Annotated in this window: 18 protein-coding genes; 10 read left to right on the top strand and 8 right to left on the bottom strand. The window is 72.5% G+C overall.

Going from position 1 to position 22,473, the window contains the following annotated elements; genetic code table 11:
• Positions 1-21: 21 nt before the first annotated feature.
• The 6 genes from pip (at position 22) to C8054_RS33205 (ending at position 8,179) form a co-directional block, all read left to right on the top strand.
• Complete coding sequence (gene pip / locus C8054_RS10785) at positions 22-978, top strand: prolyl aminopeptidase (protein WP_107156624.1); 957 nt, start codon at positions 22-24, stop codon at positions 976-978.
• 54 nt (positions 979-1,032) lie between these two features.
• Positions 1,033-1,866 (top strand): metallophosphoesterase, encoded by an 834-nt coding sequence (locus C8054_RS10780; RefSeq protein ID WP_107156623.1) that lies wholly within the window; start codon positions 1,033-1,035, stop codon positions 1,864-1,866.
• Positions 1,863-2,522 carry a 4'-phosphopantetheinyl transferase gene (locus C8054_RS10775; RefSeq protein WP_107156622.1) on the top strand — a complete coding sequence of 220 codons (660 nt, stop codon included), beginning with the start codon at positions 1,863-1,865 and terminating at the stop codon, positions 2,520-2,522. The genes C8054_RS10780 and C8054_RS10775 overlap by 4 nt, the downstream gene beginning before the upstream one ends.
• A gap of 92 nt (positions 2,523-2,614) precedes the next feature.
• Entirely contained in the window at positions 2,615-4,876 is a 2,262-nt protein-coding gene (locus C8054_RS10770; protein ID WP_107156621.1) for a catalase, read from the top strand.
• 147 nt (positions 4,877-5,023) lie between these two features.
• The gene (locus tag C8054_RS10765) at positions 5,024-6,700 is read left to right on the top strand and encodes a discoidin domain-containing protein (RefSeq protein ID WP_107156620.1); all 1,677 of its coding nucleotides are present in this window, start codon (positions 5,024-5,026) and stop codon (positions 6,698-6,700) included.
• Between the two features lie 102 nt (positions 6,701-6,802).
• A complete protein-coding gene (locus C8054_RS33205; protein WP_107156619.1) occupies positions 6,803-8,179 on the top strand; it encodes a glycosyl hydrolase family 18 protein in 1,377 nt (458 codons plus the stop codon).
• A 64-nt stretch (positions 8,180-8,243) separates the two neighbouring features.
• On the opposite strand, the gene C8054_RS10755 is transcribed toward C8054_RS33205, so the two are convergent.
• The gene (locus tag C8054_RS10755; RefSeq protein WP_107156618.1) at positions 8,244-8,999 is read right to left on the bottom strand and encodes a peptidylprolyl isomerase; all 756 of its coding nucleotides are present in this window, start codon (positions 8,997-8,999) and stop codon (positions 8,244-8,246) included.
• A 77-nt stretch (positions 9,000-9,076) separates the two neighbouring features.
• Here C8054_RS10755 and C8054_RS10750 point away from each other — a divergent pair, with 77 nt between their 5' ends.
• The 4 genes from C8054_RS10750 to C8054_RS10735 all read left to right on the top strand — a co-directional run bounded on the left by C8054_RS10750 (position 9,077) and on the right by C8054_RS10735 (position 15,002).
• Positions 9,077-10,231: an RNA ligase RtcB family protein gene (locus tag C8054_RS10750; RefSeq protein ID WP_107156617.1), complete on the top strand. Its 1,155-nt coding sequence runs from the start codon at positions 9,077-9,079 to the stop codon at positions 10,229-10,231.
• A complete protein-coding gene (gene prfH / locus C8054_RS10745) occupies positions 10,228-10,833 on the top strand; it encodes a peptide chain release factor H (RefSeq protein WP_107156616.1) in 606 nt (201 codons plus the stop codon). The genes C8054_RS10750 and prfH overlap by 4 nt, the downstream gene beginning before the upstream one ends.
• Positions 10,834-10,934: 101 nt before the next feature.
• The gene (locus C8054_RS10740; protein WP_158273837.1) at positions 10,935-13,946 is read left to right on the top strand and encodes an NACHT domain-containing NTPase; all 3,012 of its coding nucleotides are present in this window, start codon (positions 10,935-10,937) and stop codon (positions 13,944-13,946) included.
• 228 nt (positions 13,947-14,174) lie between these two features.
• A complete protein-coding gene (locus tag C8054_RS10735) occupies positions 14,175-15,002 on the top strand; it encodes a DUF72 domain-containing protein (protein ID WP_199199690.1) in 828 nt (275 codons plus the stop codon).
• 49 nt (positions 15,003-15,051) lie between these two features.
• Here C8054_RS10735 and C8054_RS10730 read toward each other — a convergent pair whose 3' ends face one another.
• The 7 genes from C8054_RS10730 to C8054_RS10700 form a co-directional block, all read right to left on the bottom strand.
• Positions 15,052-16,470, bottom strand: coding sequence for an ATP-binding protein (locus C8054_RS10730; protein ID WP_107156613.1), 1,419 nt, complete (start codon positions 16,468-16,470; stop codon positions 15,052-15,054).
• A complete protein-coding gene (locus tag C8054_RS10725) occupies positions 16,467-18,134 on the bottom strand; it encodes an FAD-dependent oxidoreductase (protein WP_233219576.1) in 1,668 nt (555 codons plus the stop codon). Before C8054_RS10725 ends, C8054_RS10730 begins: the two co-directional genes overlap by 4 nt.
• An 85-nt stretch (positions 18,135-18,219) precedes the next feature.
• Positions 18,220-19,053, bottom strand: coding sequence for a methyltransferase domain-containing protein (locus tag C8054_RS10720; protein WP_107156612.1), 834 nt, complete (start codon positions 19,051-19,053; stop codon positions 18,220-18,222).
• Positions 19,054-19,086: 33 nt separating this feature from the next.
• Entirely contained in the window at positions 19,087-19,860 is a 774-nt protein-coding gene (locus tag C8054_RS10715; RefSeq protein WP_107156704.1) for an ABC transporter ATP-binding protein, read from the bottom strand.
• Positions 19,860-20,597 (bottom strand): ABC transporter ATP-binding protein, encoded by a 738-nt coding sequence (locus C8054_RS10710; protein WP_107156611.1) that lies wholly within the window; start codon positions 20,595-20,597, stop codon positions 19,860-19,862. Before C8054_RS10710 ends, C8054_RS10715 begins: the two co-directional genes overlap by 1 nt.
• Positions 20,594-21,601, bottom strand: a complete 1,008-nt coding sequence (locus C8054_RS10705) for a branched-chain amino acid ABC transporter permease (RefSeq protein ID WP_107156610.1) — start codon at positions 21,599-21,601, stop codon at positions 20,594-20,596. The genes C8054_RS10710 and C8054_RS10705 overlap by 4 nt, the downstream gene beginning before the upstream one ends.
• The gene (locus tag C8054_RS10700) at positions 21,598-22,470 is read right to left on the bottom strand and encodes a branched-chain amino acid ABC transporter permease (protein WP_107156609.1); all 873 of its coding nucleotides are present in this window, start codon (positions 22,468-22,470) and stop codon (positions 21,598-21,600) included. The genes C8054_RS10705 and C8054_RS10700 overlap by 4 nt, the downstream gene beginning before the upstream one ends.
• Positions 22,471-22,473: the final 3 nt, after the last annotated feature.

Genomic DNA, 22,473 nt, shown 5'->3' with positions numbered 1-22,473 from the left:
GCGCGGGCAGAATCACCGGGCATGACCGGAGTCGCCCTCCACCCGCCCGTCGCGCCGTACGCCACCCACCGGGTCCCGGTCGGTGACGGCCACGTCCTGCACGTGGAGGAGGTCGGCCGGCCGGACGGCGTACCCGTGGTGTTCCTGCACGGTGGGCCCGGCGGCGGTCTGGTGCCGGCGGCGCGGCGGTTCTTCGATCCCGGGCGCTACCGCGCGGTGCTGTTCGACCAGCGCGGCGCGGGCCGCAGCACCCCGTTCGGCGAGCTGCGGGCCAACACCACCGGGCACCTGGTGGCCGACCTGGAGACCATCCGGCGGCGGCTCGGCATCGACAGGTGGCTGGTGTTCGGCGGCTCGTGGGGTGTCACGCTCGGCCTGGCGTACGCGCAGGCGCACCCGGACCGGGTGACCGGCCTGGTGCTGCGCGGCGTGCTGCTGCTGCGGCGCAGCGAACGGGACTGGTTCTACCAGGGCGGCCTGCGGCACCTCCAGCCCGAGGAGTGGGCCCGGTTCGTCGCCCCGATCCCGCCGGCCGAACGCGACGACGTGCTGGCCGCCTACCACCGGCGGTTGCACGGCCCGGACGCCGACGTGGCGCGGGCCTGCGCGCGCTCCTGGGGGCGGTGGGAGGCGGTGAACTCCTCGCTGCGCCCCGACCCGGCGGTGCTCGACCACTTCACCGCCGACGAGCAGGCGTTGCCGATCGCCCGGATCCTGTCGCACTACGCGGTGCACGGCGGCTTCCTCGCCGAGGGGCAACTGCTCGACGGCGTGGACCGGATCCGCCACCTGCCGGCCGTGATCGTCAACGGCCGCTACGACCTGTGCTGCCCGCCGGTGTCCGCGTACGACCTGGCCCGCCGGTGGCCGGAGGCGGAGCTGCGGATCGTGCCGGACGCGGGCCACTCGGCGGCCGAGCCGGGCATCGCGCGGGAGCTGCTGCGCGCCGTCGACCGGGTCGCCGACCTGATCGGCTGAACACCGCCGTTCCGCGCCTGGCCATTCGGGACCGTCGCTGGCAAGATCGGCCGAATGACGGGTGCGCTGTACGCGGTCAGTGATCTCCACGTGTCGTACCCGGAGAACCGGGCGGTGGTGGACGGCCTGCGCCCGGAGTCGGCGGACGACTGGCTGATCGTGGCCGGCGACGTCGGGGAGCTGTTCGCCGACATCGAGCGGACGTTGGCACAGCTCCGCGACCGGTTCGCCCGGGTGATCTGGGCGCCCGGCAACCACGAGCTGTGGACCCATCCCACCGACCCGGTGACGCTGCGCGGGGTGGCGCGCTACGAGGCGCTCGTCGCCATGTGCCGGGGCCTGGGCGTGCTCACCCCGGAGGACGACTATCCGGTGTGGCGGGGCGCGGACGGGCCGGTCACCGTGGCCCCGCTGTTCCTGCTCTACGACTACTCGTTCCGCGCCCCCGGCACGTCCACCAAGGAGGAGTCGCTGCGGGTGGCGTACGAGTCCGGGGTGGTGTGCACCGACGAGATGCTGCTGCACCCCGACCCGTACCCGGACCGGGAGTCGTGGTGCTGGGCGCGGCTGGCGGCGACCGAACGGCGGCTGGCGGCGGCCGACCCGGCGCTGCCGACCGTGCTGATCAACCACTGGCCGCTGGTCCGCCAGCCCACCGACGTGCTCTGGTTCCCGGAGTTCGCGCAGTGGTGCGGCACCGAGCGCAGCGCCGACTGGCACGTGCGGCACCGGGCCGCCGTCGCGGTCTACGGTCACCTGCACATCCCCCGCACCACCCACTACGACGGGGTGCGGTTCGAGGAGGTGTCGCTGGGCTACCCGCGGGAGTGGGGCCGCCGGGGCGGCGAGCCGCGCCCGATGCGGCGGATCCTCGGCGGCACCCCGTGATCGAGGCGTTGCTGCCGCCGGCGGCGGTGGCCGTCGAGGCGTTCACCGACCGGGCCGACGACGAGCCGTACCCCGGGGAGGAGGACCTGGTGGCCCGCGCGGTGGCCAGCCGCCGCCAGGAGTTCGTCACCGCCCGGCGCTGCGCGCGGGAGGCGCTGGCCCGGCTCGGGTACCCGCCGGCCCCGATCCGCCCCGGCCCCCGGCGGGAGCCGCTCTGGCCGGCCGGCGTGGTGGGCAGCATCACCCACTGCACCGGGTACCGGGCGGCGGTGGTGGCCCCGGCCGCCGCGCTGGCCGGGCTGGGCATCGACGCCGAGCCGCACGGGCCGCTGCCCGAGGGGGTGGCCGACGCGGTCACCGTCGCCGGCGAGCCGGCGCACCTGGCCGGGCTGCGCGCCGCCGACGCGGGCGTGCACTGGGACCGGCTGCTGTTCAGCGCGAAGGAGTCCGTCTACAAGGCGTGGTACCCGTTGACCAGCCGGTGGCTCGGCTTCGAGGAGGCGGAGCTGACGCTGGACCCGGCCGGCCGGTTCACCGCCCGGGTGCTGGTCGACGGCGCGCGGACCGACGGCGGGCCGCCGTTGGACGTGCTCGACGGGCATTGGTTGGTGGAGCGCGGGCTGGTGGTGACCGCGGTGGTCGTGCCGCACCGCTGACCATCCCGTCCGGGTGATCCTTGTTTGTCCTCCCCTGCCCAGGGTAGGGCCCTGAGGGCTAGGTCAAAACGCCGCAGGGAGGACAGAGCCTGATGGAATCCAGCAAGCCCGCCCAGGTCGTCAAGGGTGTCGTCGAGGCCGCTGTCGAGAAGGTCGGCGAGGCACTGACGCCGGACGTACCTGGTGCGCCGGGCAGTGCCCCACCATCGCTCGAGGAGCCGACCGCGCCGCACGGCCCGCTGCCGCCCAAGGACGAGCAGGGCGCGCCGGACACGCGTACCCCGACCGGCGCGGAGACCGGCGTGCCGAAGATCGCCAAGGGGCAGCAGGGGGCGTACCTCACCACCGCCAACGGCGCCCGGCTGCGCGACACCGACCACTCGCTCAAGGCCGGCCCGCGCGGCCCGGTGCTGCTCCAGGACCACCACCTGCGCGAGAAGATCATGCACTTCGACCACGAGCGGATCCCGGAGCGGGTGGTGCACGCCCGCGGCGCCGGCGCGCACGGCGTCTTCGTCGCCAACGGCGCGGCCGAGCAGGTCACCCGCGCCGGCTTCCTGAAGAAGGGGCGCGAGACGCCGGTCTTCGTCCGCTTCTCGACCGTGCTGGGCTCGCGCGGTTCGGCGGACACGGTCCGCGACACCCGGGGCTTCGCCACCAAGTTCTACACCGACGAGGGCACGTTCGACCTGGTCGGCAACAACATGCCGGTCTTCTTCATCCAGGACGCGATCAAGTTCCCGGACATCATCCACGCCGGCAAGCCGCACCCGGACCGGGAGATCCCGCAGGCGCAGAGCGCGCACGACACGTTCTGGGACTTCGTCTCGCTGCACACCGAGGCGCAGCACCACACCATCTGGAACATGTCCGACCGGGGCATCCCGCGGTCCTACCGGACCATGGAGGGCTTCGGCGTGCACACGTTCCGCCTGGTCGACGACGCCGGCGCGACGGTGCTTGTCAAGTTCCACTGGAAGCCGAAGCTCGGGGTGCACTCGCTGGAGTGGGAGGAGGCGCAGCTGATCAACGGCATCGACCCGGACTTCCACCGCCGCGACCTGTACGACGCCATCGAGGCCGGCGCGTACCCGGAGTGGGAGCTGGGCATCCAGGTCTTCCCGGACACGCCGGAGGAGACGTTCGCCGGGATCGACCTGCTCGACCCGACGAAGATCGTGCCGGAGGAGCTGGCGCCGGTGCAGCCGATCGGCACGCTCACGCTCAACCGGACGCCGACCAACTACTTCGCCGAGGTCGAGCAGGTGGCATTCCACGTTGGGCACCTGCCGCCGGGCATCGACGTCACCAACGACCCGCTGATGCAGGGCCGGCTCTTCTCGTACCTGGACACCCAGCTCACCCGGCTGGCCGGGCCGAACTTCACCCAGATCCCGATCAACCGGCCGCACGCCGACGTCAACGACATGCTCCGGGACGGCTTCCACCAGCAGGCGGTGCACGCCGGAGTGGCGCCCTACCGGCCGAACTCGCTTGACGGCGGCAACCCGTTCCCGGCCGGTGACCGCGAGCACGCGTTCGTCGACGTGCCGGTGACGGTGGCCGAGGCGCCGAAGGTCCGGGCCGCGCCGGCCTCCTTCGACGACCACTACAGCCAGGTCCGGCTCTTCTGGGCGAGCATGTCGCCGGTGGAGAAGGAGCACATCGTCCGGGCGTACACGTTCGAGCTGGGTAAGTGCTACCACCAGGCGATCAAGGAGCGGCAGCTCCAGTGCCTGGCCAACATCGACCCGGTGCTCTGCGAGCAGGTCGCCACCGGCCTGGGGCTGCCCGCGCCACAGCCGACCGTGCCGCTGGCCGAGGTGCAGCCCAGCCCGGCGCTGTCGCAGGTCGGCCGGGAGTGGCCGGCCGACGGCCGGATGGTGGGCATCGTGGTCGACGCCGACGGTGACCTCGACGACGTCGCGCAGGTCCAGCGCGCGGTGTTCTCGGCCGGCATGGTGCCGCTGCTGATCGCCGCGCACGGCGGCACGGTGGGCGGGCTGCCGGTGCAGCGTACGTTCGCCACCGCCCGTTCCGTCGAGTTCGACGCGGTCCTGCTGGCCGGCGCGCCGGCGCCGGCCCCGGACGCGTTGCCGGCGCGGGACGCCAAGGCCGGCGCGCCGGGTGCGACCGCCGTCGACCCGCGGGTGTCGCTGCTGGTCGAGGAGGCGTGGCGGCACGCCAAGGCGATCGGCGCGTGGGGCGCCGGCGCCGAGGTGCTGCGACTGACCGGGGTGGCTGGTTCGCCGGGCGTGGTGACCGGGGGCTCCGGCGCCGAGGCGCTGGAGTCGGTGCAGCGACTGATGGCGGCGCACCGGGTCTGGGAGCGGTTCCCGGCCTCGGTCGCCTGACCGACGCACGACCGAGGGGCGGTCCGCCACCGGGCGGGCCGCCCTTCACGCTGCTTGTTTCATCGATCTGTCTGAGTATTGCAGTTCCATGTCGCGCACTGCCATTATGACCGTCAATTTCTTCCTCCCCTCGAAGGAGCGGTCCGCATGGCGCCCACCCGCCGTACCCTGATCCGGTCCGTGGTGGCCGGGTCCGCGCTCGCCGCGCTGCCCGACCTCGCGCTCTCCCTCACCCCCGCAGCCGCCGCCAGTCCCCCCGGCGACGTGGTCGGCAAGGTCTCCGTCGGCTACCAGGGCTGGTTCAGTTGTCCCGGCGACGGCGCCCCGATCGGCGGCTGGTGGCACTGGAGCCGGGACCGGTTCCAGTCCCCCTCGCCGGCGAACACCACGATCGTGTCCTGGCCGGACATGCGGGAGTACGACCGCGGCTACCCCACCGCCTACCCGAACCTCGGCGACGGCCGGCCGGCCACGCTCTTCTCCTCCTACGACCAGCAGACCGTGGACACCCACTTCCGCTGGATGCGGGAGTACGGCTGCGACACCGTGGCATTGCAACGATTCAACCCGTTCGGTGACGAGGGGCCGACCCGCGACGCGATGGCGGCGAAGGTCCGCTCGGCGGCGGAGCGGTTCGGCCGCAGGTTCTACGTGATGTACGACGTGACCGGCTGGACCGCGATGCAGTCGCAGCTCAAGGAGGACTGGGCGACGAGGATGTCGGCACACACCGCCTCACCGGCGTACGCCCGGCAGAACGGCAAGCCGGTGGTCTGCGTGTGGGGGTTCGGCTTCGCCGACGACGGTCGGCCGTTCGCGCCCGCCGCCTGCCTGGACGTGGTGCGGTGGCTCAAGGCCCAGGGCTGCTACGTCATCGGTGGCGTGCCGACCTACTGGCGGCAGGGGATCAACGACTCCCGCCCCGGTTTCGCCGACGTCTACCACGCGTTCGACATGCTGTCGCCGTGGATGGTCGGGCGCACCGGCACGCTCGACGGGCTGGACTGGTTCCACGCCAACGTCAACGTGCCCGACCTGGCCGACTGCGCCGCGCACGGCATCGACTACCAGCCCTGCGTGATGCCGGGCGACCTGTCCGCCGGCCACCGGCGGCACGGCGACTTCTACTGGCGGCACCTCTACAACATGGTGCGGCTCGGCGCGCAGGGCCTCTACGTGTCCATGTTCGACGAGTTCAACGAGGGCAACCAGATCGCCAAGACCAGCGAGACGGCGGCGGCCACCCCGGCCGGGACCGGGATCCGGGCGCTCGACGAGGACGGCACCGCCTGCTCGGCGGACTACTACCTGCGGATCACCGCCGACGGTGGCCGGATGCTCAAGGGCCAGTTGGCGCTCACGGCGGTGCGGCCCACGCCGCCGGTGACCGCTGGCGGGCAGCCGCCCGGCGGCGACCTGGCGGCCGGTCGGCCGACGTCGGCGAGCAGCCAGCAGAACGGGCCGTTCGGCGCCGGCAACGCGGTCGACGGCGACCGGGGCACGTACTGGGAGTCGGCCAACGGCGCGTTCCCGCAGTGGTGGCAGGTCGACCTCGGCGCGACCGGGCCGGTGGCCCGCCTGTTCCTCGCGCTGCCGGCCGGCTGGGAGGCCCGGACCCAGACGCTCGCGGTGCAGGGCGGCACGGACGGCACGACGTTCACCACGCTGACCGGGCCGGTCGGCGTCCGGTTCGACCCGGCCACCGGCAACCAGGCGACGCTGACGTTCACCGCCACCCCGGTCCGGTACCTGCGGGTGCGGTTCACCGGCAACACCGGCTGGCCCGCCGGACAGCTCGCGCAACTCTCCACGTACGCCGCCTGACTCATCGAAGTTCGTCGTTGACGCCTTAGTTAATAGTCTTTAATATTTGGTCCACCTCGAGGAACACCCCCTGTCCGCCCCCGTCCCCCGGGAAGGCCCTCGATGCCCACACCCCACCTCCGGCGCCGCCTCGCCGCCGGTGCGCTCGCGCTGGCCACCGCCGCCGCGACGCTCGCCCTCACCCCGTCCGCCGCCGAGGCGGTGGTGCTGCCCAACGGCTTCAAGAGCGTCGGGTACATGCCGTCGTGGAGCGGCAGCGTCACCAGCATCCAGTACGGCAAACTCACCCACGTCAACTACGCCTTCGTGCTGCCCAACGGCGACGGCAGCCTGCGCGCGGTGGAGAACCCGAGCAAGCTCTCCTCGCTGGTCTCGCTCGGGCACGCGAACAACGTCAAGGTCTCCATCGCCATCGGCGGCTGGAACGACGGCGACGACTCCGCGTTCGAGGCGCTCGCCGCCACCTCCGGCGCCCGCGGCGCGTTCGTGAACAACGTGGTCGCCTTCGTCAACCAGTACAACCTCGACGGGGTCGACATCGACTGGGAATACCCCGACCCGGGCACGTCCGCCAGCAACTACACGCTGCTGATGCAGCAACTCGGAAGCGCCCTGCACAGCCGCGGCAAGCTGCTCACCGCCGCCGTGGTCGCCGAGGGGTACTACGTCAACGGCGTACCCACCGCGGTCTTCAACTCGGTCGACTGGCTCAACATCATGGCGTACGACGGCGGCAGCCCGCACGCCAACTACGACTGGTCGATCGCCGCCGTGAACGGGTGGAAGGCGCGCGGCCTGCCCGCTGCCAAGGCGGTGCTCGGCGTGCCGTTCTACAGCCGGCCCGGCTACTACACGTACGCCGCGCTGGTCGGCATGGACCCGGCCAACGCCAACCGCGACTGCACCACGGCCGGCGGCGCGCAGCAGTGCTACAACGGCATCCCGACGGTCAAGCGCAAGACGCAGTGGGCCCTGGCGAACGCCGGCGGCATGATGAACTGGGAGCTGTCCCAGGACACCACCGGCGCGACGTCGCTGGTCAGCGCCATCTACGACACGGTCACCGGCGGCGGCACCACCCCACCGCCGTCCGGGCGGACCGGGCCGATCACCGGCCTCGGCGGCAAGTGCGTCGACGTCGCCGCCGCCGGCACCGCCAACGGCACCGCGATCCAGCTCTACACCTGCAACGGCACCGCCGCGCAGAGCTGGACCGTGGGTGGCGACGGCACGCTGCGGTCGCTGGGCAAGTGCCTCGACGTGACCAGTGCCGGCACCGCGAACGGCACGAAGATCCAGCTCTGGGACTGCAACGGCACCGGCGCGCAGGTCTGGCAGGCGCAGAGCAACGGCACGCTGCGCAACCCGGTGTCGAACCGGTGCCTGGACGCCACCGACAACAGCTCCGCCGACGGCACCCGGTTGCAGATCTGGGACTGCTTCGGCGGCGCCAACCAGGTCTGGCGACTGCCGGCCTGAGCACCCGCCCGCGGCACCGGCCCGGCGGGGCGGCCTCGACAGCCGTCCCGCCGGGCCGTCGCCGTCAGCGGCCCCGGGTGGCCTTGCAGATCTCCACCGGCTGGGCCGGCGCGCCGTCGACCGGCGCCGGGTCCTCCGGCGTGGCGGCGATGCCGCCGGCCGCGATCCGGTCCAACGTGGCCAGCCCGGCCGCGTCGACCCGCCCGAAGACGGTGTAGTTCGGGCGCAGCGCCGAGTCCGCCTGGACCAGGAAGAACTGGCTGCCGTTGGTGTCCGGGCCGGCGTTCGCCATGGCCAGCGTGCCACGGGCGTAGAGGCGGCGTACGCCGGTCGGATCGGTCGGCGCGGGCGGCAGGTCGGTGGGCAGCTCGTCGCGGTACCGGTAACCCGGGCCGCCCTCGCCGGTGCCGGACGGGTCACCGCACTGGAGCACCGTCAACGTCGGGTACGCGGTGAGCCGGTGGCAGGGCGTCCGGTCGTAGAACCGGTGCCGGGCCAGGTGCAGGAAGCTCTGCACGGTGCACGGCGCCTGCTCGCGGTCGAGGGTGAGCCCGATCGGCCCCTGGTTGGTGCGCAGCGTGACCCGAACCGTGCCCCGGTCCGGCGTACGGCGCGGGTCCGGCGGCAGCGGCACCGGCCGGGCCGCCGGCTCGTCCGGCGTCGGCGTGTACGCGCACGGCCCCTTGGTCGGTGCGGGGTCGGCGGCCGGGGCCGCGGTCGCGGCGACGGCGGAGCCGGCGACCAGTGCGACGGCGGCCACCGTCACCCCGGCGAGGCGGGCCAGCAGCGGGGCGGCGTGCGGTCGGGTTTCGCTCGACACGTGGGTCCTCCCTGGACTCGTGGTACCAGAACGACCGGAGTCTATGGAGCCGGTGACCCGATGTCGACGAAAGTCGGTTGCCGGGCGCGGCGGGCTCCGGGAGGGTGACGGCCGTGCCCGCCTCCGTCTCCGTCTTCTCCTCCCCCGGCAGTTGGATCGAGTCCGCCGCACTCGACCAGTGCCACCAGGTCGCCGCGCTGGACGGCATGACGCACGTCGCCGCCATGCCCGACCTGCACCCCGGCAAGGGCGCCCCGATCGGCGCCGCCATGGCCTCGACGGTGCTCTACCCGTTCCTGGTCGGCTCCGACATCGGCTGCGGCATCGCGGTGTTCCCGATCGCGCTGCGCCGGGCCGTACCGGAACGACTCGCCGCCCGTTTCCCCGACCTGGACCGTGCGCTGCACCCCGGACGGGACGCCGACGACCCGGCGTGGTCGGTGCTGACCGGCGACGTGCCCGCCGGCCACCTCGACGGCCTCGGCACGGTCGGCCGGGGCAACCACTTCGTCGAGCTGGCCCGCGTCGGCGCGCTCGACGCGCCGGAGCACGCCGAGCGGCTCGGGCTGGCCGCCGGCGACCTGGTGCTGGTGGTGCACTCCGGGTCGCGTGGACTGGGCGAGCGGATCCTCCGCGACCACACCGAGGCGCACGGCGCCGGCCCGGCGCCCGATCCGGAGGCCTACCTGACCCGGCACGACGACGCCGTCCGGTGGGGCTCGCTCAACCGGCGGCTGCTGGCGGCCCGGGTCGCGTACGCGCTGGGCGCCGAGCCCACCGAGCCGGTCGTCGACCAGTGCCACAACCTGGTGGAGCTCCGTGACGGGCACTACCTGCACCGCAAGGGCGCGGCCCCGGGCGACGGCCGGGACGTGCTGGTCGCCGGCACCCGGGGCACCCCGTCCCACCTGGTGGCCGCGCACGCCGGCGCGGACGCCAACCACTCGGTGGCGCACGGCGCCGGCCGGAAGATGTCCCGCGCCGACGCGCTGCGCCGGGGCAGGGCCAAGCACACCGTCGAGGAGCTGCGCCGCACGCCGGTCGGCTCGATCGTGGTGTGCGGCGACCGGCAACTGCTGTTCGAGGAGGCGCCCACCGCGTACAAGCGGATCGAGCAGGTGATCGGCGACCTGGTGGCGCACCGTCTGGCCACGCCGGTCACCACCACGGTGCCCCTGGTCACCTACAAGACGCCTGATGTCGCGCCGGGTCGCCGCCGGGGGCGGCGGTGACGGAGCTGTTCCTGTCCGCCGGGCGCGGCCCGGCGGAGTGCGCGTGGGCGCTGGCCCGCCTGCTGTCCCGCCTGGAGGCCGACGCCGCCCGGCACCGGCTGGGCACGAGCCGGGTGGAGAGCGTGCCGGGTGACCGGCCGGCCACCTGGCGATCGGTGCGGCTGCGGATCACCGGCGCCGGCGCGGAGGCGTTCGCCGCCGGCTGGACCGGGACGCTCTGCTGGCAGGCGCCCAGCCCCTACCGGCCGGGTCACGGGCGCAAGAACTGGTACGTCACCGCCCGCCCGCACCGGGCCGACCCGGTGTCCACACCGTTCCACGAGGCCGACGTGGAGTTCGTGCCCTGCCGCACCGGCGGGCCGGGCGGCCAGCACCGGAACAAGGCCAGCACCGCCGTCCGGGCGACCCACCGGCCGTCCGGTCACGTCGTGGTGGTGGACACCGAACGGTACCTGCACCTCAACCGCCGGATCGCGGTCGACCTGCTGCGCCGGCGGGTCGCCGAGGACGACGAGGCCGCCCGGCGCGACGGCGCGACGGCCCGCTGGCGAACCCACGACGAGCTGGTCCGGGGCGACCCGACGCGGGTGGAGCAGCCGTGACGGATTTCGACCCCTCCGGACGGTTGGTTCCCATACGGGCGACTTCCTGAGACCCTTGTGTAATGCGGTCAGCCAATCCGATGCTCACCTACCGTGGGGCCTTGCGCATCCTCGGAGAGTACGACTCGCCGACGCTCAGCAAGATCGACAACCTACTGGGAGGCGTCATACTCGGTTCCGGGCTGGCCATGATTGTGACCCCCGTCGCCGGGTTGGTGGCTGCTTGGAGTTGGGTGGGCCAGAAGAACGAAGCGGTGCGCTTGATGAACAAGCTACTCCATGGCGCAATCAGAGGGCTGGGTGAGCGCACTCAGTTCGAGCGCCACCAACTGATTGGGGCGGCGCACACGGTCTTGGCGGCTGCCGCGTTTCTCGAGGTGGTGCGCAGCTCCGTCGGCGAAGAAAACTATCGAGCCGTTCAGTTGAGCGACCGTGAGGAGGAACGCGTCGCGCTGGGACGGTGGAGAATGACCGGTGAGCCATTTCTGGAGTTTCTCTACAGCCATCCCATTCCCGCACCGTCAGCCACCATCGGCTTTTACGAGAACTGCGCCGCAATTTTGGATTGGCACAATGACGCGGCTGCCCGACTACGCGATCTGATGGACAGTTACGTAGAGTCCTCCGACACCAGTCCGGAATGGCTGGCCTTGGACCCGAAAGCCTTGGCCAAGCAAGCTTCGAGTCGCTACAGGACGCTCTACCTGAAAATGTGTGCCGATGTTCCTGAGTTCTTCATTTGGGCCTCGCTCAGCGAGCACCGCGCCACTCGCAAGCACATCGAGAAGATGGGGCAGGACTTCATCAGGGCAGTCTCCACGCGAGAAGATGCCGCGCTGGCAAGAATGACCTTGATGCTTCAAGCCGTCGCCGGCGCCGAGCATTCGTACGGAAGCGAAAAGCGCTTGGTCATGAGCCGGGCAAACAGGGCTGTCCTCAGCGAGCCGATCGTGCCGATCGGGAGCCAGCTGGCCGAGGAGAGGGTCAACTTTCCCACGGTCGAAAAGGGATTTGTGAGTCCTTCATACCGCTTTTCAAGGTACACCGGCGGCCAGAGCCGCCCGTGGGACGACCGCTGGTGGACGAAGCAGGCGGTTCATAACGATCTTGATGTCAAGATGTGCTCTTTCCTCACCGCCCCCGAAGGGGTTATGCAGCCATGTCTTGTGCTTGGCCATCCAGGTGCAGGCAAATCGATGCTCACCCGGGTACTGGCTGCCAAACTCCCCTACGAGAGCTACACCTGCCTGCACGTCCCCCTTCGACGGGTGAGTTCCGATGCCCTCATCTACAATCAGATCGAAGAAGGCCTGCAGCTTGTCACCCACGGCCGCACCAACTGGTCCGAACTGACGGACCACAGCCGTGACACAGTACGAGTCATCTTCCTCGACGGCTTGGACGAAATGCTCCAAGCGTCGAGAATCCAGAGGACCGCGTATCTCCAGGATGTCGCAGAGTTTCAACGAAGGGAGTTCGCCCAAGAACGGCCAGTCTATGTGGTGGTGACGTCTCGAACTGTGGTTGCCGACCGGGTGGCGATCCCTGAGGGCACCCTGGTCATTAGACTCGAAGAATTCCACGAGGCTCAGGTTGAGAGCTGGCTGAGCAAGTGGCGAGAGGCGAACCGGCAACTCATTGACGCCGGATCAATCCGGGGACTCGATTCCCGAACCGCCATGCGGCACCGCGACCTAGCGACCCAGCCCTTGCTCCTCATGATGCTGGCACTCTATTCCGCAGACCCCCAAGCCGCAGACCTTAACAGCGACATCTCCTCCGCCACTCTCTATCGACAGCTTCTACATCAATTCGCATTTCGGGAAGCGTCCAAGAGGACAGCCGAGCCCGAGCCGGAGCCAATGCCGATCGACGATCGGATAAACAAGCATCTATGGCGATTGTCGGTAGCAGCTTTCGCCATGTTCAACCGCGGCAGTCAGCAGGTTCGGGACGATGCCCTCGGATCGGATCTATCGGTGCTCGCGCCCTCTAAGAACGCGAGCGAGGTCCGCGTCACCGAACTCGGTAGCAAGACGATCAGTGAGTTCTTCTTCGTACATGCCGCCGAGTCGGACGGTATGCGACCGAACGAGACGCGGCGTGCCTACGAATTCCTTCATGCAACTTTCGGCGAATATCTCATCGCAAGCGCCATCATCGACGAAGTCGCCAAATTGGCCGGGATCGCCCGACTGCGACGGGGCCTGGGAAATATGGACGACGAACTTCTGTTCGCACTGCTCAGCCACCAGCCGCTTGCCAACAGGTCCAGCATTCTGACCTTCTGCACACAACTGATCGAGGGTTACCACTCAACGCTCGACGAAATGTCCCTAGCTCTCTCGTCGCTCTTCATCAACGCACGCAGCCGTCCCGATTCCAGCCACTATCGCGCCTACCGCCCGTCTCCGACTGATCACGTTCGTCAGATTGCCGCCTACACCGCCAACCTACTTCTGCTGAAACTGATATGCGCCAAACAACCCGTGCCGATCGCAGATATCTATCGGAGCGAGGACGCGGAAGCACAGTGGCGTTCGAGCGTGGAAGTCTGGCAGGCATCCTTGACTCCAGAGGGATGCCTGGCGATCGCTCGCTCCATCCGATTCGACGGCACGTCGATAGCACTGGCGACCGACGCTTCAACCGAAGACGATCTTGATATCTCCTTTGCGCGCCTGAGTGGAAACCTCTTCAAGGAAATCCGGCTACGACTCGGCACCAGCCTGCTGACTGAAAAACGGTGGCACGCTCGACTCAACGAGAATGCGGAGGAGATCGTGAGTCTCCTTCTAACTCTGTGCATTGAGCACGAGTCCGCAGAGAAGCGCAAGGCCAAGAACTCGGACCAGGCGTGGGCAGCCGAACTGTTGAACATCGCACTTGTCGGAAAAAGCCTGGACATGACTGCCTACGAGACTGTGCACGAAACGGTACGGGTGGCGTTGAATACAGGAAGAAGCCCCATCAACTCCACCACCCTCATCGTCCTGAAGAGCCGCTTCCCCGAGCTCGTGCGCGACTTCCCTAAACTTCGCTCGATCGAGGGCACGCCATATGCAGTTGTCGCTGACCAACCAACGAGCCAGCACAACCCCATAGGTACCTGACGCGCCACGCGATCCGCACGTAGATCTCGTCGGTGTGGGCTGACTGACTTCCCTCGGCCAAACCACCGGGCGCGCCAAGCCGGGCCCGGCTTCGCTCGCCATGCTCGCCGGCGTCCCTCCGGACCTCCCCTGTCCACGGGAGACCGACCCGTTCCGGCCTCACCACCGTGGCCGGATACGGTGAACGCGTCGAGAGGAGACCGGATGCGGCTGCACGTCGGGTGTGCCATGTGGACGCACAAGTCCTGGGCAGGCCGGTTCCTGCCGCACCCGCTGCCGGCCGGTGAGCGGCTGCGCGCGTACGCCGGCTGGTGTGACGCGGTCGAGGGCAACACCACGTTCTACGCCACCCCGGCCCGGGAGACGGTGACGTCCTGGGCGGAGCAGACCGACCCGCAGTTCCGCTTCCTGGCGAAGCTGCCGAAGGTGGTCACGCACGAGCGCCGGCTCACCGGCGGCGAGGCCGAGCTGCGGGCGTTCCTGGACGCGATGGAACCGCTCGGCCCGCGGGCACACGTGCTCTGGGTGCAACTGCCCGGCTCGTTCGGCCCGACCGACGTGCCCGACCTCGACCGGTTCCTGCGTGCCCTGCCCGCCACCCACCGCTACGCGGTCGAGGTCCGACACCCCGCCTTCTTCACCGACCCCGACGCGGTCCGGCTGCTGGAGCGGATGCTCGGCCGGGCAGACGCGGAGTGGGTCCCGTTCGACACCACCACGTTCTTCCGGACGCCACCGACCAGCGACGCGGAACGGGAGGCGTGGACGCGCAAGCCGCGCCTGCCGCTGCGCACCGGGGCGTTGACCGACCGGCCGGTGGTGCGCTATCTCGGCCGGGACGACCCGGCCGCGACGGTCGAGGGCTGGCAGCCGTGGCTGGACGTGGTCGTCGGCTGGCTGCGCGAGGGCCGCTCGCCGACCGTGTTCGTGCATACGCCGGACAACGCGGACGCCCCCGAGCTGGCCCGGCGCTTCCACGACCAGGTCCGCGCCCGCCTGCCCGAGCTGGCGCCGCCGCCCGAACCCGAACCGGTCGGCCCGGCCACACTGTTCTGACCGCCGCCGCGGGCCGCCCGGCCGACATCGGCCGGACACCCGCGCCCGGTCAGGCCGGCGTGAGCGGCAGCAGCACCGTGAACCGGGTGTCGCCGGGCTCCGACCGGACCCGGATGTCGCCGTGGTGCTTGTTGACCACGATCCGGTACGAGATGTCCAACCCGAGACCGGTGCCCTCGCCGACCGCCTTGGTGGTGAAGAACGGCTCGAAGATGCGCGGTCGAACCGCCGGCGGGACACCCGGACCGGTGTCGGCGATCTCCACGGTCAGCCGGTCGTCGGTGCGGCCGGTGCGCACCGTCAACGTGCCCTCGCCGGCCATCGCGCCCAGCGCGTTGTCGATGAGGTTCGTCCAGACCTGGTTGAGTTCGGCCGCGTACGCCGACACCGTGGGCAGACTCCGGTCGTACTCCCGGACCACCCGCACGCCCGCCGGGATCTTCGCCTGGAGCATCACCAGCGTGGCGTCGAGCAGCTCGTGCACGTCCACGGTCTGGACGGGCGCACGGTCGAGCTGGGAGTACTGCTTCGCGGCGCCGACCAGCCCGGATACCCGGGTGACCGCATCGTCGATCTCGCCCATCAGCAGCTCGGTGTCGATGGTGTAGGTGATCCAGTGCACCGCCGACTCCAGGTCGTCGCCGCCGACCGCGGCGTCGACCTGGGCCAGCCAGCCGGTGTCGAGCCCGCCGGCCACCAGCGTCGGCGCCAGCTCCCAGGCCCCGCGTACGCCGTGCTCGTCGAGCCAGTCGGCCAGCTCGTCCTCGGCGTCGCTGGCCGCCAGCGGCGACAGCGCGGGCGCGGCGGCGGCCCGCTTCACCGCCTCCTCCTGCAACGCGACCAGGTCGTGCAGGCGCCGCCCGTCGAGCCGACCGTCGGCGATCATGGCGAGCTTGTGCCGCATCTTCGCCACCCGGCCGCGCAACGCCGACGTGGCCCGGACCGCCGCCGCCGCCGGATTGTTCAGCTCATGGGTGAGCCCGGCGGAGAGCGCGCCCAGCGCCAGCAGCCGTTCCCGCTCGCCGACGATGGTCTGCGTGTTGCGCATCCCGACGAACAGCCCCTCCAGCAGGTGGGTGGCCATCGGGAACCAGCCGCGCACGGCAGCCGCGACGATCGCCGCGGGCAGGACGAACACCTCGCAGTCGGTGACCGCGAGCAGACTGCCCTGATAGCGCTGCTCCGCCGGGTCGCCGATGTACGCCTGCATGGCACCGCCGTAGACGCCGCGCTGGCTGGTGCGGTTCACCTCCACCTCGTCGCCCTGAACCCGGCGGTGCATCGCCACGGTGCCGTCCAGCAGCACGTAGAAGCAGCTCGCCGGCTCGCCCTCGACGTAGACCGCCTCGCCGGCGCGGCGCCGCTCCACCCGGCCGTGCTCGGCCAGGTGGGCGAGCTGCTCCGGGGTCAGCGACTCGAACAGGAACAGCCCGCGCAGCTCGTCGGGGCTGAGCCGATCAGCACTCATTGCGCCTCCAAATACCGGTGCACCAGCGAGACCGCCATCGCGCCCTCCCCCACCGCCGACGCGACCCGCTTCACCGAGTCGGCCCGCACGTCCCCGGCGGCGAACACGCCCGGCATGCTGGACTCCAGGTGGTACGGGTCGCGCGGCAGGGACCAGCCGGCCGGCCGGTGGCCGCCCCGGGTGAGGTCCGGCCCGGTCAGCACGAAGCCCCGACGGTCCCGGACCACCGCGCCGTCGAGCCAGTCGGTGTGCGGCTCCGCGCCGATGAAGACGAACAGCCACGAGGTGTCCACCTCGCGGGTCCGGCCGGTGCGCATGTCCCGCAGCGTCACCCGCTCCAGGTGCTCCTGCCCGGCGCCGCCGACCACCTCGGTGCACGGGTGCACCTCGATGGCGTCGATCCGGGCGATCTGGTCGATCAGGTAGCTGGACATCGACCGGGACAGGTCGTCGCCGCGGATGAGCAGGTGCACCCGGCGGGCGTACCGGGAGAAGTGCACCGCGGCCTGGCCGGCGGAGTTCGCCCCGCCGACGATGTAGACGTCCTCCCCGGAGCAGCTCGGCGCCTCGCTCGCCACCGAGCCGTAGAAGCAGCCGCGCCCGGTCAGCTCGGCCAGCCCGGGCGCCGGCAGCATCCGGTAGGAGACGCCGGTGGCCAGCACCACGGTGTGCGCGGCGACGCTGCTGCCGTCGCTGAACCGCAGCACCCGCGCGCCGCCCGCGTTCTCCAGCGACACCACCTCGCGCGCGCTGAGCAGCTCCGCGCCGAACCGCAGCGCCTGCCGGCGGGCCCGGTCGGTGAGCTGGGCGCCGGAGACGCCGTCCGGGAAGCCGAGGTAGTTCTCGATCCGGCTGCTCTGCCCGGCCTGCCCGCCGGTCGCCCGCCGCTCGATCAGCACGGTCCGCAACCCCTCCGAGGCGCCGTAGACCGCCGCGCCCAGCCCCGCCGGGCCGGCGCCGACCACCACCAGGTCGTAGAACTCGGCGGCCGGCGTGGTGGCGAGGCCGACCCGCGCGGCCAGGTCGGCCGTCGTCGGCCGCACCAGCGACGTGCCGTCCGCGGTCACCACCAGGGGTACGTCGTCAGCGGTCACGCCCGCGGCGCTGAGCAGCCCGGCGCCCTCCGGCTCGTCGGCGAGCACCCAGCGGAACGGCACCAGGTTGCGGGCCAGGAAGTCACGCGTCGTGAACGACGGCTCCGACCAGCGGTGCCCGACCACCCGCAGCTCGGGCGTGGTCGTGGCACCCTCCGCGGTCCACGCCGCCAGGAGCTGGTCCAGCACCGGATAGAGCTTCTCCTCCGGCGGGTGCCACGGCTTGAGCAGGTAGTGGTCGAGATCCACCACGTTGATCGCGTTGATCGCGGCGTCGGTGTCGGCGTACGCGGTGAGCAGGACCCGGCGCGCGGCGGGGAACAGGTCCATCGCCGCCTCGAGGAACTCGATGCCGTTCATCTGCGGCATCCGGTAGTCGGCGAGCAGCACCGCCACCTGCTCGCCGCGCAGCTTCAACTCGCGCAGCGCGTCCAGCGCCGCCTCGGCGGAGTCGGCCCGGACCACCCGGTAACGGTCGCCGTAGCGACGCCGGATGTCACGGGCGACCGCCCGGGAGACGGCCGGGTCGTCGTCGACGGTGAGGATCGCGGGGTTGGGCATGCCGCCCATCCAAGCACCCCCGGCCGCCCGTGCCCACCGGCCACGGCGCACCTCGTCGACGAGCCGTCCGGCCCGTTGCGCCGGGGCCCACGCGTCAGGGTCGGGCCGGACCCCGACGCCGGCCCCGGGACGACACGAACTGGTACGACATCGCCGCGAACCCGCTGTCGCGAAGCAGCCGCCGGAACGCGTCGAGCTGGCCCGGCGACAGCCCGGCGTCGAGCAGTTCCGGTTCGAGTTGGCGGGAGTTCGTGCCGTAGAGCGAGATGCCGAGCGACCCGCCCGCCCAGCTCTGCGCGTGGCTGACGGTGTCGACGTCGACCAGGCCGGCGGCGGCCAGTTCGGCGTGCACGTCCTGCGCCCAGGCCAGGTCCGCGCCGTGGCTCTGGAGGATGCTCAGCATCGCGTCGGTGACCTGGGCGAAGAGTTTCGCCGCGTCGTCGCTCGGCGCGGTGAGCACCCGCAGCGGCGCGGTGCAGTCGAACTCCTCGACCACCAGCCACCCGCCCGGGGCGAGCGCGCCGGCCAGCGTGCGCAGGACCCGGCGCCGCTCCGGCAGGTGCAGCAGCACCAGCCGGGCGTGGATCACGTCGAACCCGTCCCCCGGCGGCGGCTCCCGGCGCACGTCGTGCCGGCGGACGTCGAGGTTGCCGGCCGGCCGCAGGTGCGTCAGGTCGAGGTCGGTGGCGAGCACCCGGCCGGTCGGGCCGACGGCGGCGGCCATGGCGCGGGCCACCGAGCCGCCGCCGGCACCGACCTCCCAGCACCGGACGCCGGGGGCGAGCAGCGGCGCGGCGAGCCGGCCGGTGGTGATCGGGTCGAGGAAGGCTTCGAGGGCGTGCAGCTGGGGCACCGCGTCGGCGGCACCGGTGTCGAAGGCGTAGTCGGTCCCGGGGGCGGACTCGGTCTCGGGGACGTCGGTCGGCATCGTTCCTCGTTCCTGTGTTCGCGGTCGGTCGGTTCAGGGGCCCGAGGGCGTGGGCAGCCCGGGCCGGGGCCGGGGAGCCGGTGGCTCCGCGACCGCGGCGACGCTGAGCAGCGCCGCCACCGCGCCCGGGTCGGCCCGGGCCTCGTCGGCCGGCCGGTCGTAGACCACCCGGCCGTACTCCAGTACGGCGACCCGGTCGGCGACCTCGACCGCGTGCCGGATCTGCTGCTCCACCAGGAGCACGGTCAGCCCGGCCCCGGCCAGCGACCGGACCAGGTCGCGGACCCGCAGCGCCAGGTCCGGTGCGAGCCCTTCGCACGGCTCGTCGAGCAGCAGCACGCGGGGCTGGCCGAGCAGCGCCCGGGCGATCGCCAGCATCTGCTGTTCGCCGCCGGAGAGCTGGTCGCCGCGGTGCCGCAGCCGGTCGGCGAGCCGGGGCAGCAGCTCCAGCACCCGGGCGACCGTCCAGCCCTCGCCGCCCGGCGTCGCCGCCCGCCACGGCGCGGCGGCCAGGACCAGGTGCTCGGCCACGGTCAGCCGGGAGAAGACCCGCCGGCCCTGCGGCACCAGCCCCACCCCGGCGCGGGCGATCCGGTGCGGCTGCCGGCCGGTGACCGGTACGCCGCCCAGCTCGATCCGCCCGCCGTGCGGCCGGACCAGGCCGGCCACGCAGTGCACGAGCGTGCTCTTGCCGGCGCCGTTGCGGCCCACCACCACCTGCACCGTGCCGGGCCGCACGTCGAGGCTCACCTCGTGCAGCACGGTGCCACCGGCGTAGCCGGCGCAGAGCCGGTCGATGCGCAGCATCACGTCACTCCCTCCGCGTACGCCTCCCGGACCGGGCCGGACGCGCGGATCTCGGCGGGCGACCCGGTGGCGAGCGTCCGGCCGTCGCGCAGCACGGTCACCGTGTCGCAGAGCGCGTAGACCAGGTCCAGCCGGTGCTCGACCAGCAGCACCGCGACCGCGCGGGGCAGCCCGCGCAGGAACTCCGCCAGCCAGCCGACCTCCGCCGCGGACAGCCCGGCGGCCGGCTCGTCGAGCAGCAGCAGCCGGGGCCGCCCGGCCAGCGCCACCGCGATCTCCAGTTGCCGGCGCTGCCCGTGGGCGAACTGCCCGGCCGGGGTCGCGGCGAGGTCGCCGAGGCCGACCCGGTCCAGCAGCGCGTCCGCGGTGCGCCCGGCCGCCCGCCGCCGCGCTGCCGGCTGCCACCGGCCGGCCCGCCGGGGCAGCGCGGCGACCAGCACGTTCTCCCGGGCGGTCAGCGAACCCCACACGGCGGGACGCTGGTGGATCCGGCCGAGGCCGCGCCGGGCCCGGGCGGCCGGCCCGAGCCCTGTGACGTCGTACCCGCCCAGCCGGATCCGGCCGGCGGCCGGCCGGGTGGCGCCGGCCACCACGTCGAGCAGCGTGGTCTTGCCCGCGCCGTTCGGCCCGATCAGCGCGTGCCGCTGACCGAGCGGCAGCCGCAGATCGACGCCGTCCAGCGCGGTCAGCGACCCGTACCGCACGGTGACCGCCTCGGCGGTGAGCAGCGGCGTCATGCGCGTACCCCGGTCACGGCGGGTGGCCGGCGGACCTCGGAGGGACGCGGGGTGGCCGACCCGCCGCGCCCGGCCCGCCGGGTGCGGCGGGCGGTGGGCAGCAGGTGCGCGACCACCACGAAGGCCAGGCCCAGCACCAGCGGCGCCTGCCCGGGCAACGCGCCGAACAGCCAGTCCCGGGCGGCGACCACCAGCACGGCGCCGACCAGCGCGCCACCGACCGAGGCGGTCCCGCCGACGACCACGCCGAGCAGCAGCAGCGCGGAGGTGTCGAACCCGAAGTCGGCCGGCGAGACGTACTGCTGCGCGGTGACCAGCAGCGAGCCGGCGGCGCCGGCGATCGCGCCGGCGGCGACGTGGACGCCGGCCACGTGCGCCGCCACCCGGTGTCCGCTGGCCCGCAGCCGCGCCTCGTCGTCCCGGCCGGCCCGCAGCAGCAGCCCGACCCGGCCGCGCAGCACCAGCAGCACCAGGCCGGTCAGCGCCGCCACCGCCACCAGCGTGTAGAGGTAGCGGGCGCGGTCGGTGGCCAGCACCGGCAGCCCCCACAGCGGCCGGGTCGCGGCGATGCCGGCGAGACCGTCCGTGCCGCCGGTCACCGACGTCCACCGGCCGGCGAGGACCACCGCCAGCTCGCCGACCGCCAGCGTGATCATCAGGAGCACCACGCCACGGGCCGGGAGCACCAGCGGCAGCGCCACCACCGCCAGCGCCGCCCCCGCCCCGGCCGCGACGAGCAGGTGCACCGGCCCGACGTCGGAGAGCTGGCCGCCGACCACCGCGCCGGCGTACGCGCCGGCCGCGTAGGGCGCGGTCTGGCCGAGCGTGGGCAGCCCGGCGACGCCGGTGAGCAGCGCGACGCTCACCGCGACCAGGCCCAACGCCAACGTGCGGGCCAGCAACGCCACGGTGTAGTCGTCCACCGTCCAGGGCGCGGCGACCAGGCCGACCAGCACCGCCACGGCGACGGCCACCCGCAGCGCCCGCACCGCCCGGTCCCTCATGTCGCCCTCCGGGCGGTGGCCAGGCCGCGGGCCCGGACCGCGAGCACCACCGCCATGGCGGCGAAGAGCAGGAACGGGGCGGCCGACGGGACGAGCGCCACGCCGAGCGTCTGGATCTGGCCGACCGCCAACGCCGCGAGCAGCGTGCCGGTCATCGAGCCGAGGCCACCGAGCACCACCACGACCAGGGAGAGCAGCAGCACCGCGTCGGCGGTGCCCGGCCCCGGACCGATGATCGGCGCGCCGAGCACGCCCGCGGCCCCGGCCAGCGCACCGGCCGCGGCCAGCACGCCGAACCGCACCACGGCCGGGCTCACCCCGAGCGTGGCGACCATCTCGGCGTCGTCGACCGCGGCCCGCACCAGCATGCCGGCCCGGGTGCGACGCACCACCAGGTGCAGCAGGCCGGCGAGCACCGCGGCCACCAGGATGAAGACCAGCCGGTACGCGGCGTAGCGGTGCCCCGCCACCGCCACCGACCCGTCCAGCGCGGCCGGTACCCGGACCGGCGGGTCGTCCGGGCCGAACGCGGCCACCAGCAGGCTGCCGCCGGCCAGCGCGACGCCGAAGGTGACGAGCGCCTGGGTGAGGTGCCCGGCCGCCGCGACGCGGGTGAGCAGCACCGCGACCAGCGCGCCGGCGGCGGTGGCGGCGAGCACGCCGACCGCCAGCGCGAGCGCCAGGCTGGCCCAGCCACCGTCCAGCAGCGCGGCGGCGGTGTAGCCGCCGATCGCGAACAGCGTGCCGTGGGCCAGGTTCAGGATGCCGGCCACGCCGAAGCAGAGCACCAGCCCGGACGCGGCGACGAACACCAGCAGCCCGTAGGCGACCCCGTCCACGGCCGGGACGACGTACGGGTCGACCGGCACGTC

Source organism: Micromonospora sp. RP3T, assembly GCF_003027925.1.
GTDB lineage: Bacteria > Actinomycetota > Actinomycetes > Mycobacteriales > Micromonosporaceae > Micromonospora.
The sequence above is the reverse complement of the archived record's forward strand: the minus strand, read 5'-3'. Positions and strand labels throughout refer to the sequence as shown.

What these genes read in the sequence shown, in the direction of transcription:
- pip (WP_107156624.1), top strand. Translation starts at nt 22, where the DNA reads ATGACCGGAGTCGCCCTCCACCCGCCCGTCGCGCCGTACGCCACCCAC.
- C8054_RS10780 (WP_107156623.1), top strand. Translation starts at nt 1,033, where the DNA reads ATGACGGGTGCGCTGTACGCGGTCAGTGATCTCCACGTGTCGTACCCG.
- C8054_RS10770 (WP_107156621.1), top strand. Translation starts at nt 2,615, where the DNA reads ATGGAATCCAGCAAGCCCGCCCAGGTCGTCAAGGGTGTCGTCGAGGCC.
- C8054_RS10765 (WP_107156620.1), top strand. Translation starts at nt 5,024, where the DNA reads ATGGCGCCCACCCGCCGTACCCTGATCCGGTCCGTGGTGGCCGGGTCC.
- C8054_RS33205 (WP_107156619.1), top strand. Translation starts at nt 6,803, where the DNA reads ATGCCCACACCCCACCTCCGGCGCCGCCTCGCCGCCGGTGCGCTCGCG.
- C8054_RS10735 (WP_199199690.1), top strand. Translation starts at nt 14,175, where the DNA reads ATGTGGACGCACAAGTCCTGGGCAGGCCGGTTCCTGCCGCACCCGCTG.
- C8054_RS10730 (WP_107156613.1), bottom strand. Translation starts at nt 16,470, where the DNA reads ATGAGTGCTGATCGGCTCAGCCCCGACGAGCTGCGCGGGCTGTTCCTG.
- C8054_RS10725 (WP_233219576.1), bottom strand. Translation starts at nt 18,134, where the DNA reads ATGGGCGGCATGCCCAACCCCGCGATCCTCACCGTCGACGACGACCCG.
- C8054_RS10720 (WP_107156612.1), bottom strand. Translation starts at nt 19,053, where the DNA reads ATGCCGACCGACGTCCCCGAGACCGAGTCCGCCCCCGGGACCGACTAC.
- C8054_RS10715 (WP_107156704.1), bottom strand. Translation starts at nt 19,860, where the DNA reads ATGCTGCGCATCGACCGGCTCTGCGCCGGCTACGCCGGTGGCACCGTG.
- C8054_RS10710 (WP_107156611.1), bottom strand. Translation starts at nt 20,597, where the DNA reads ATGACGCCGCTGCTCACCGCCGAGGCGGTCACCGTGCGGTACGGGTCG.
- C8054_RS10705 (WP_107156610.1), bottom strand. Translation starts at nt 21,601, where the DNA reads ATGAGGGACCGGGCGGTGCGGGCGCTGCGGGTGGCCGTCGCCGTGGCG.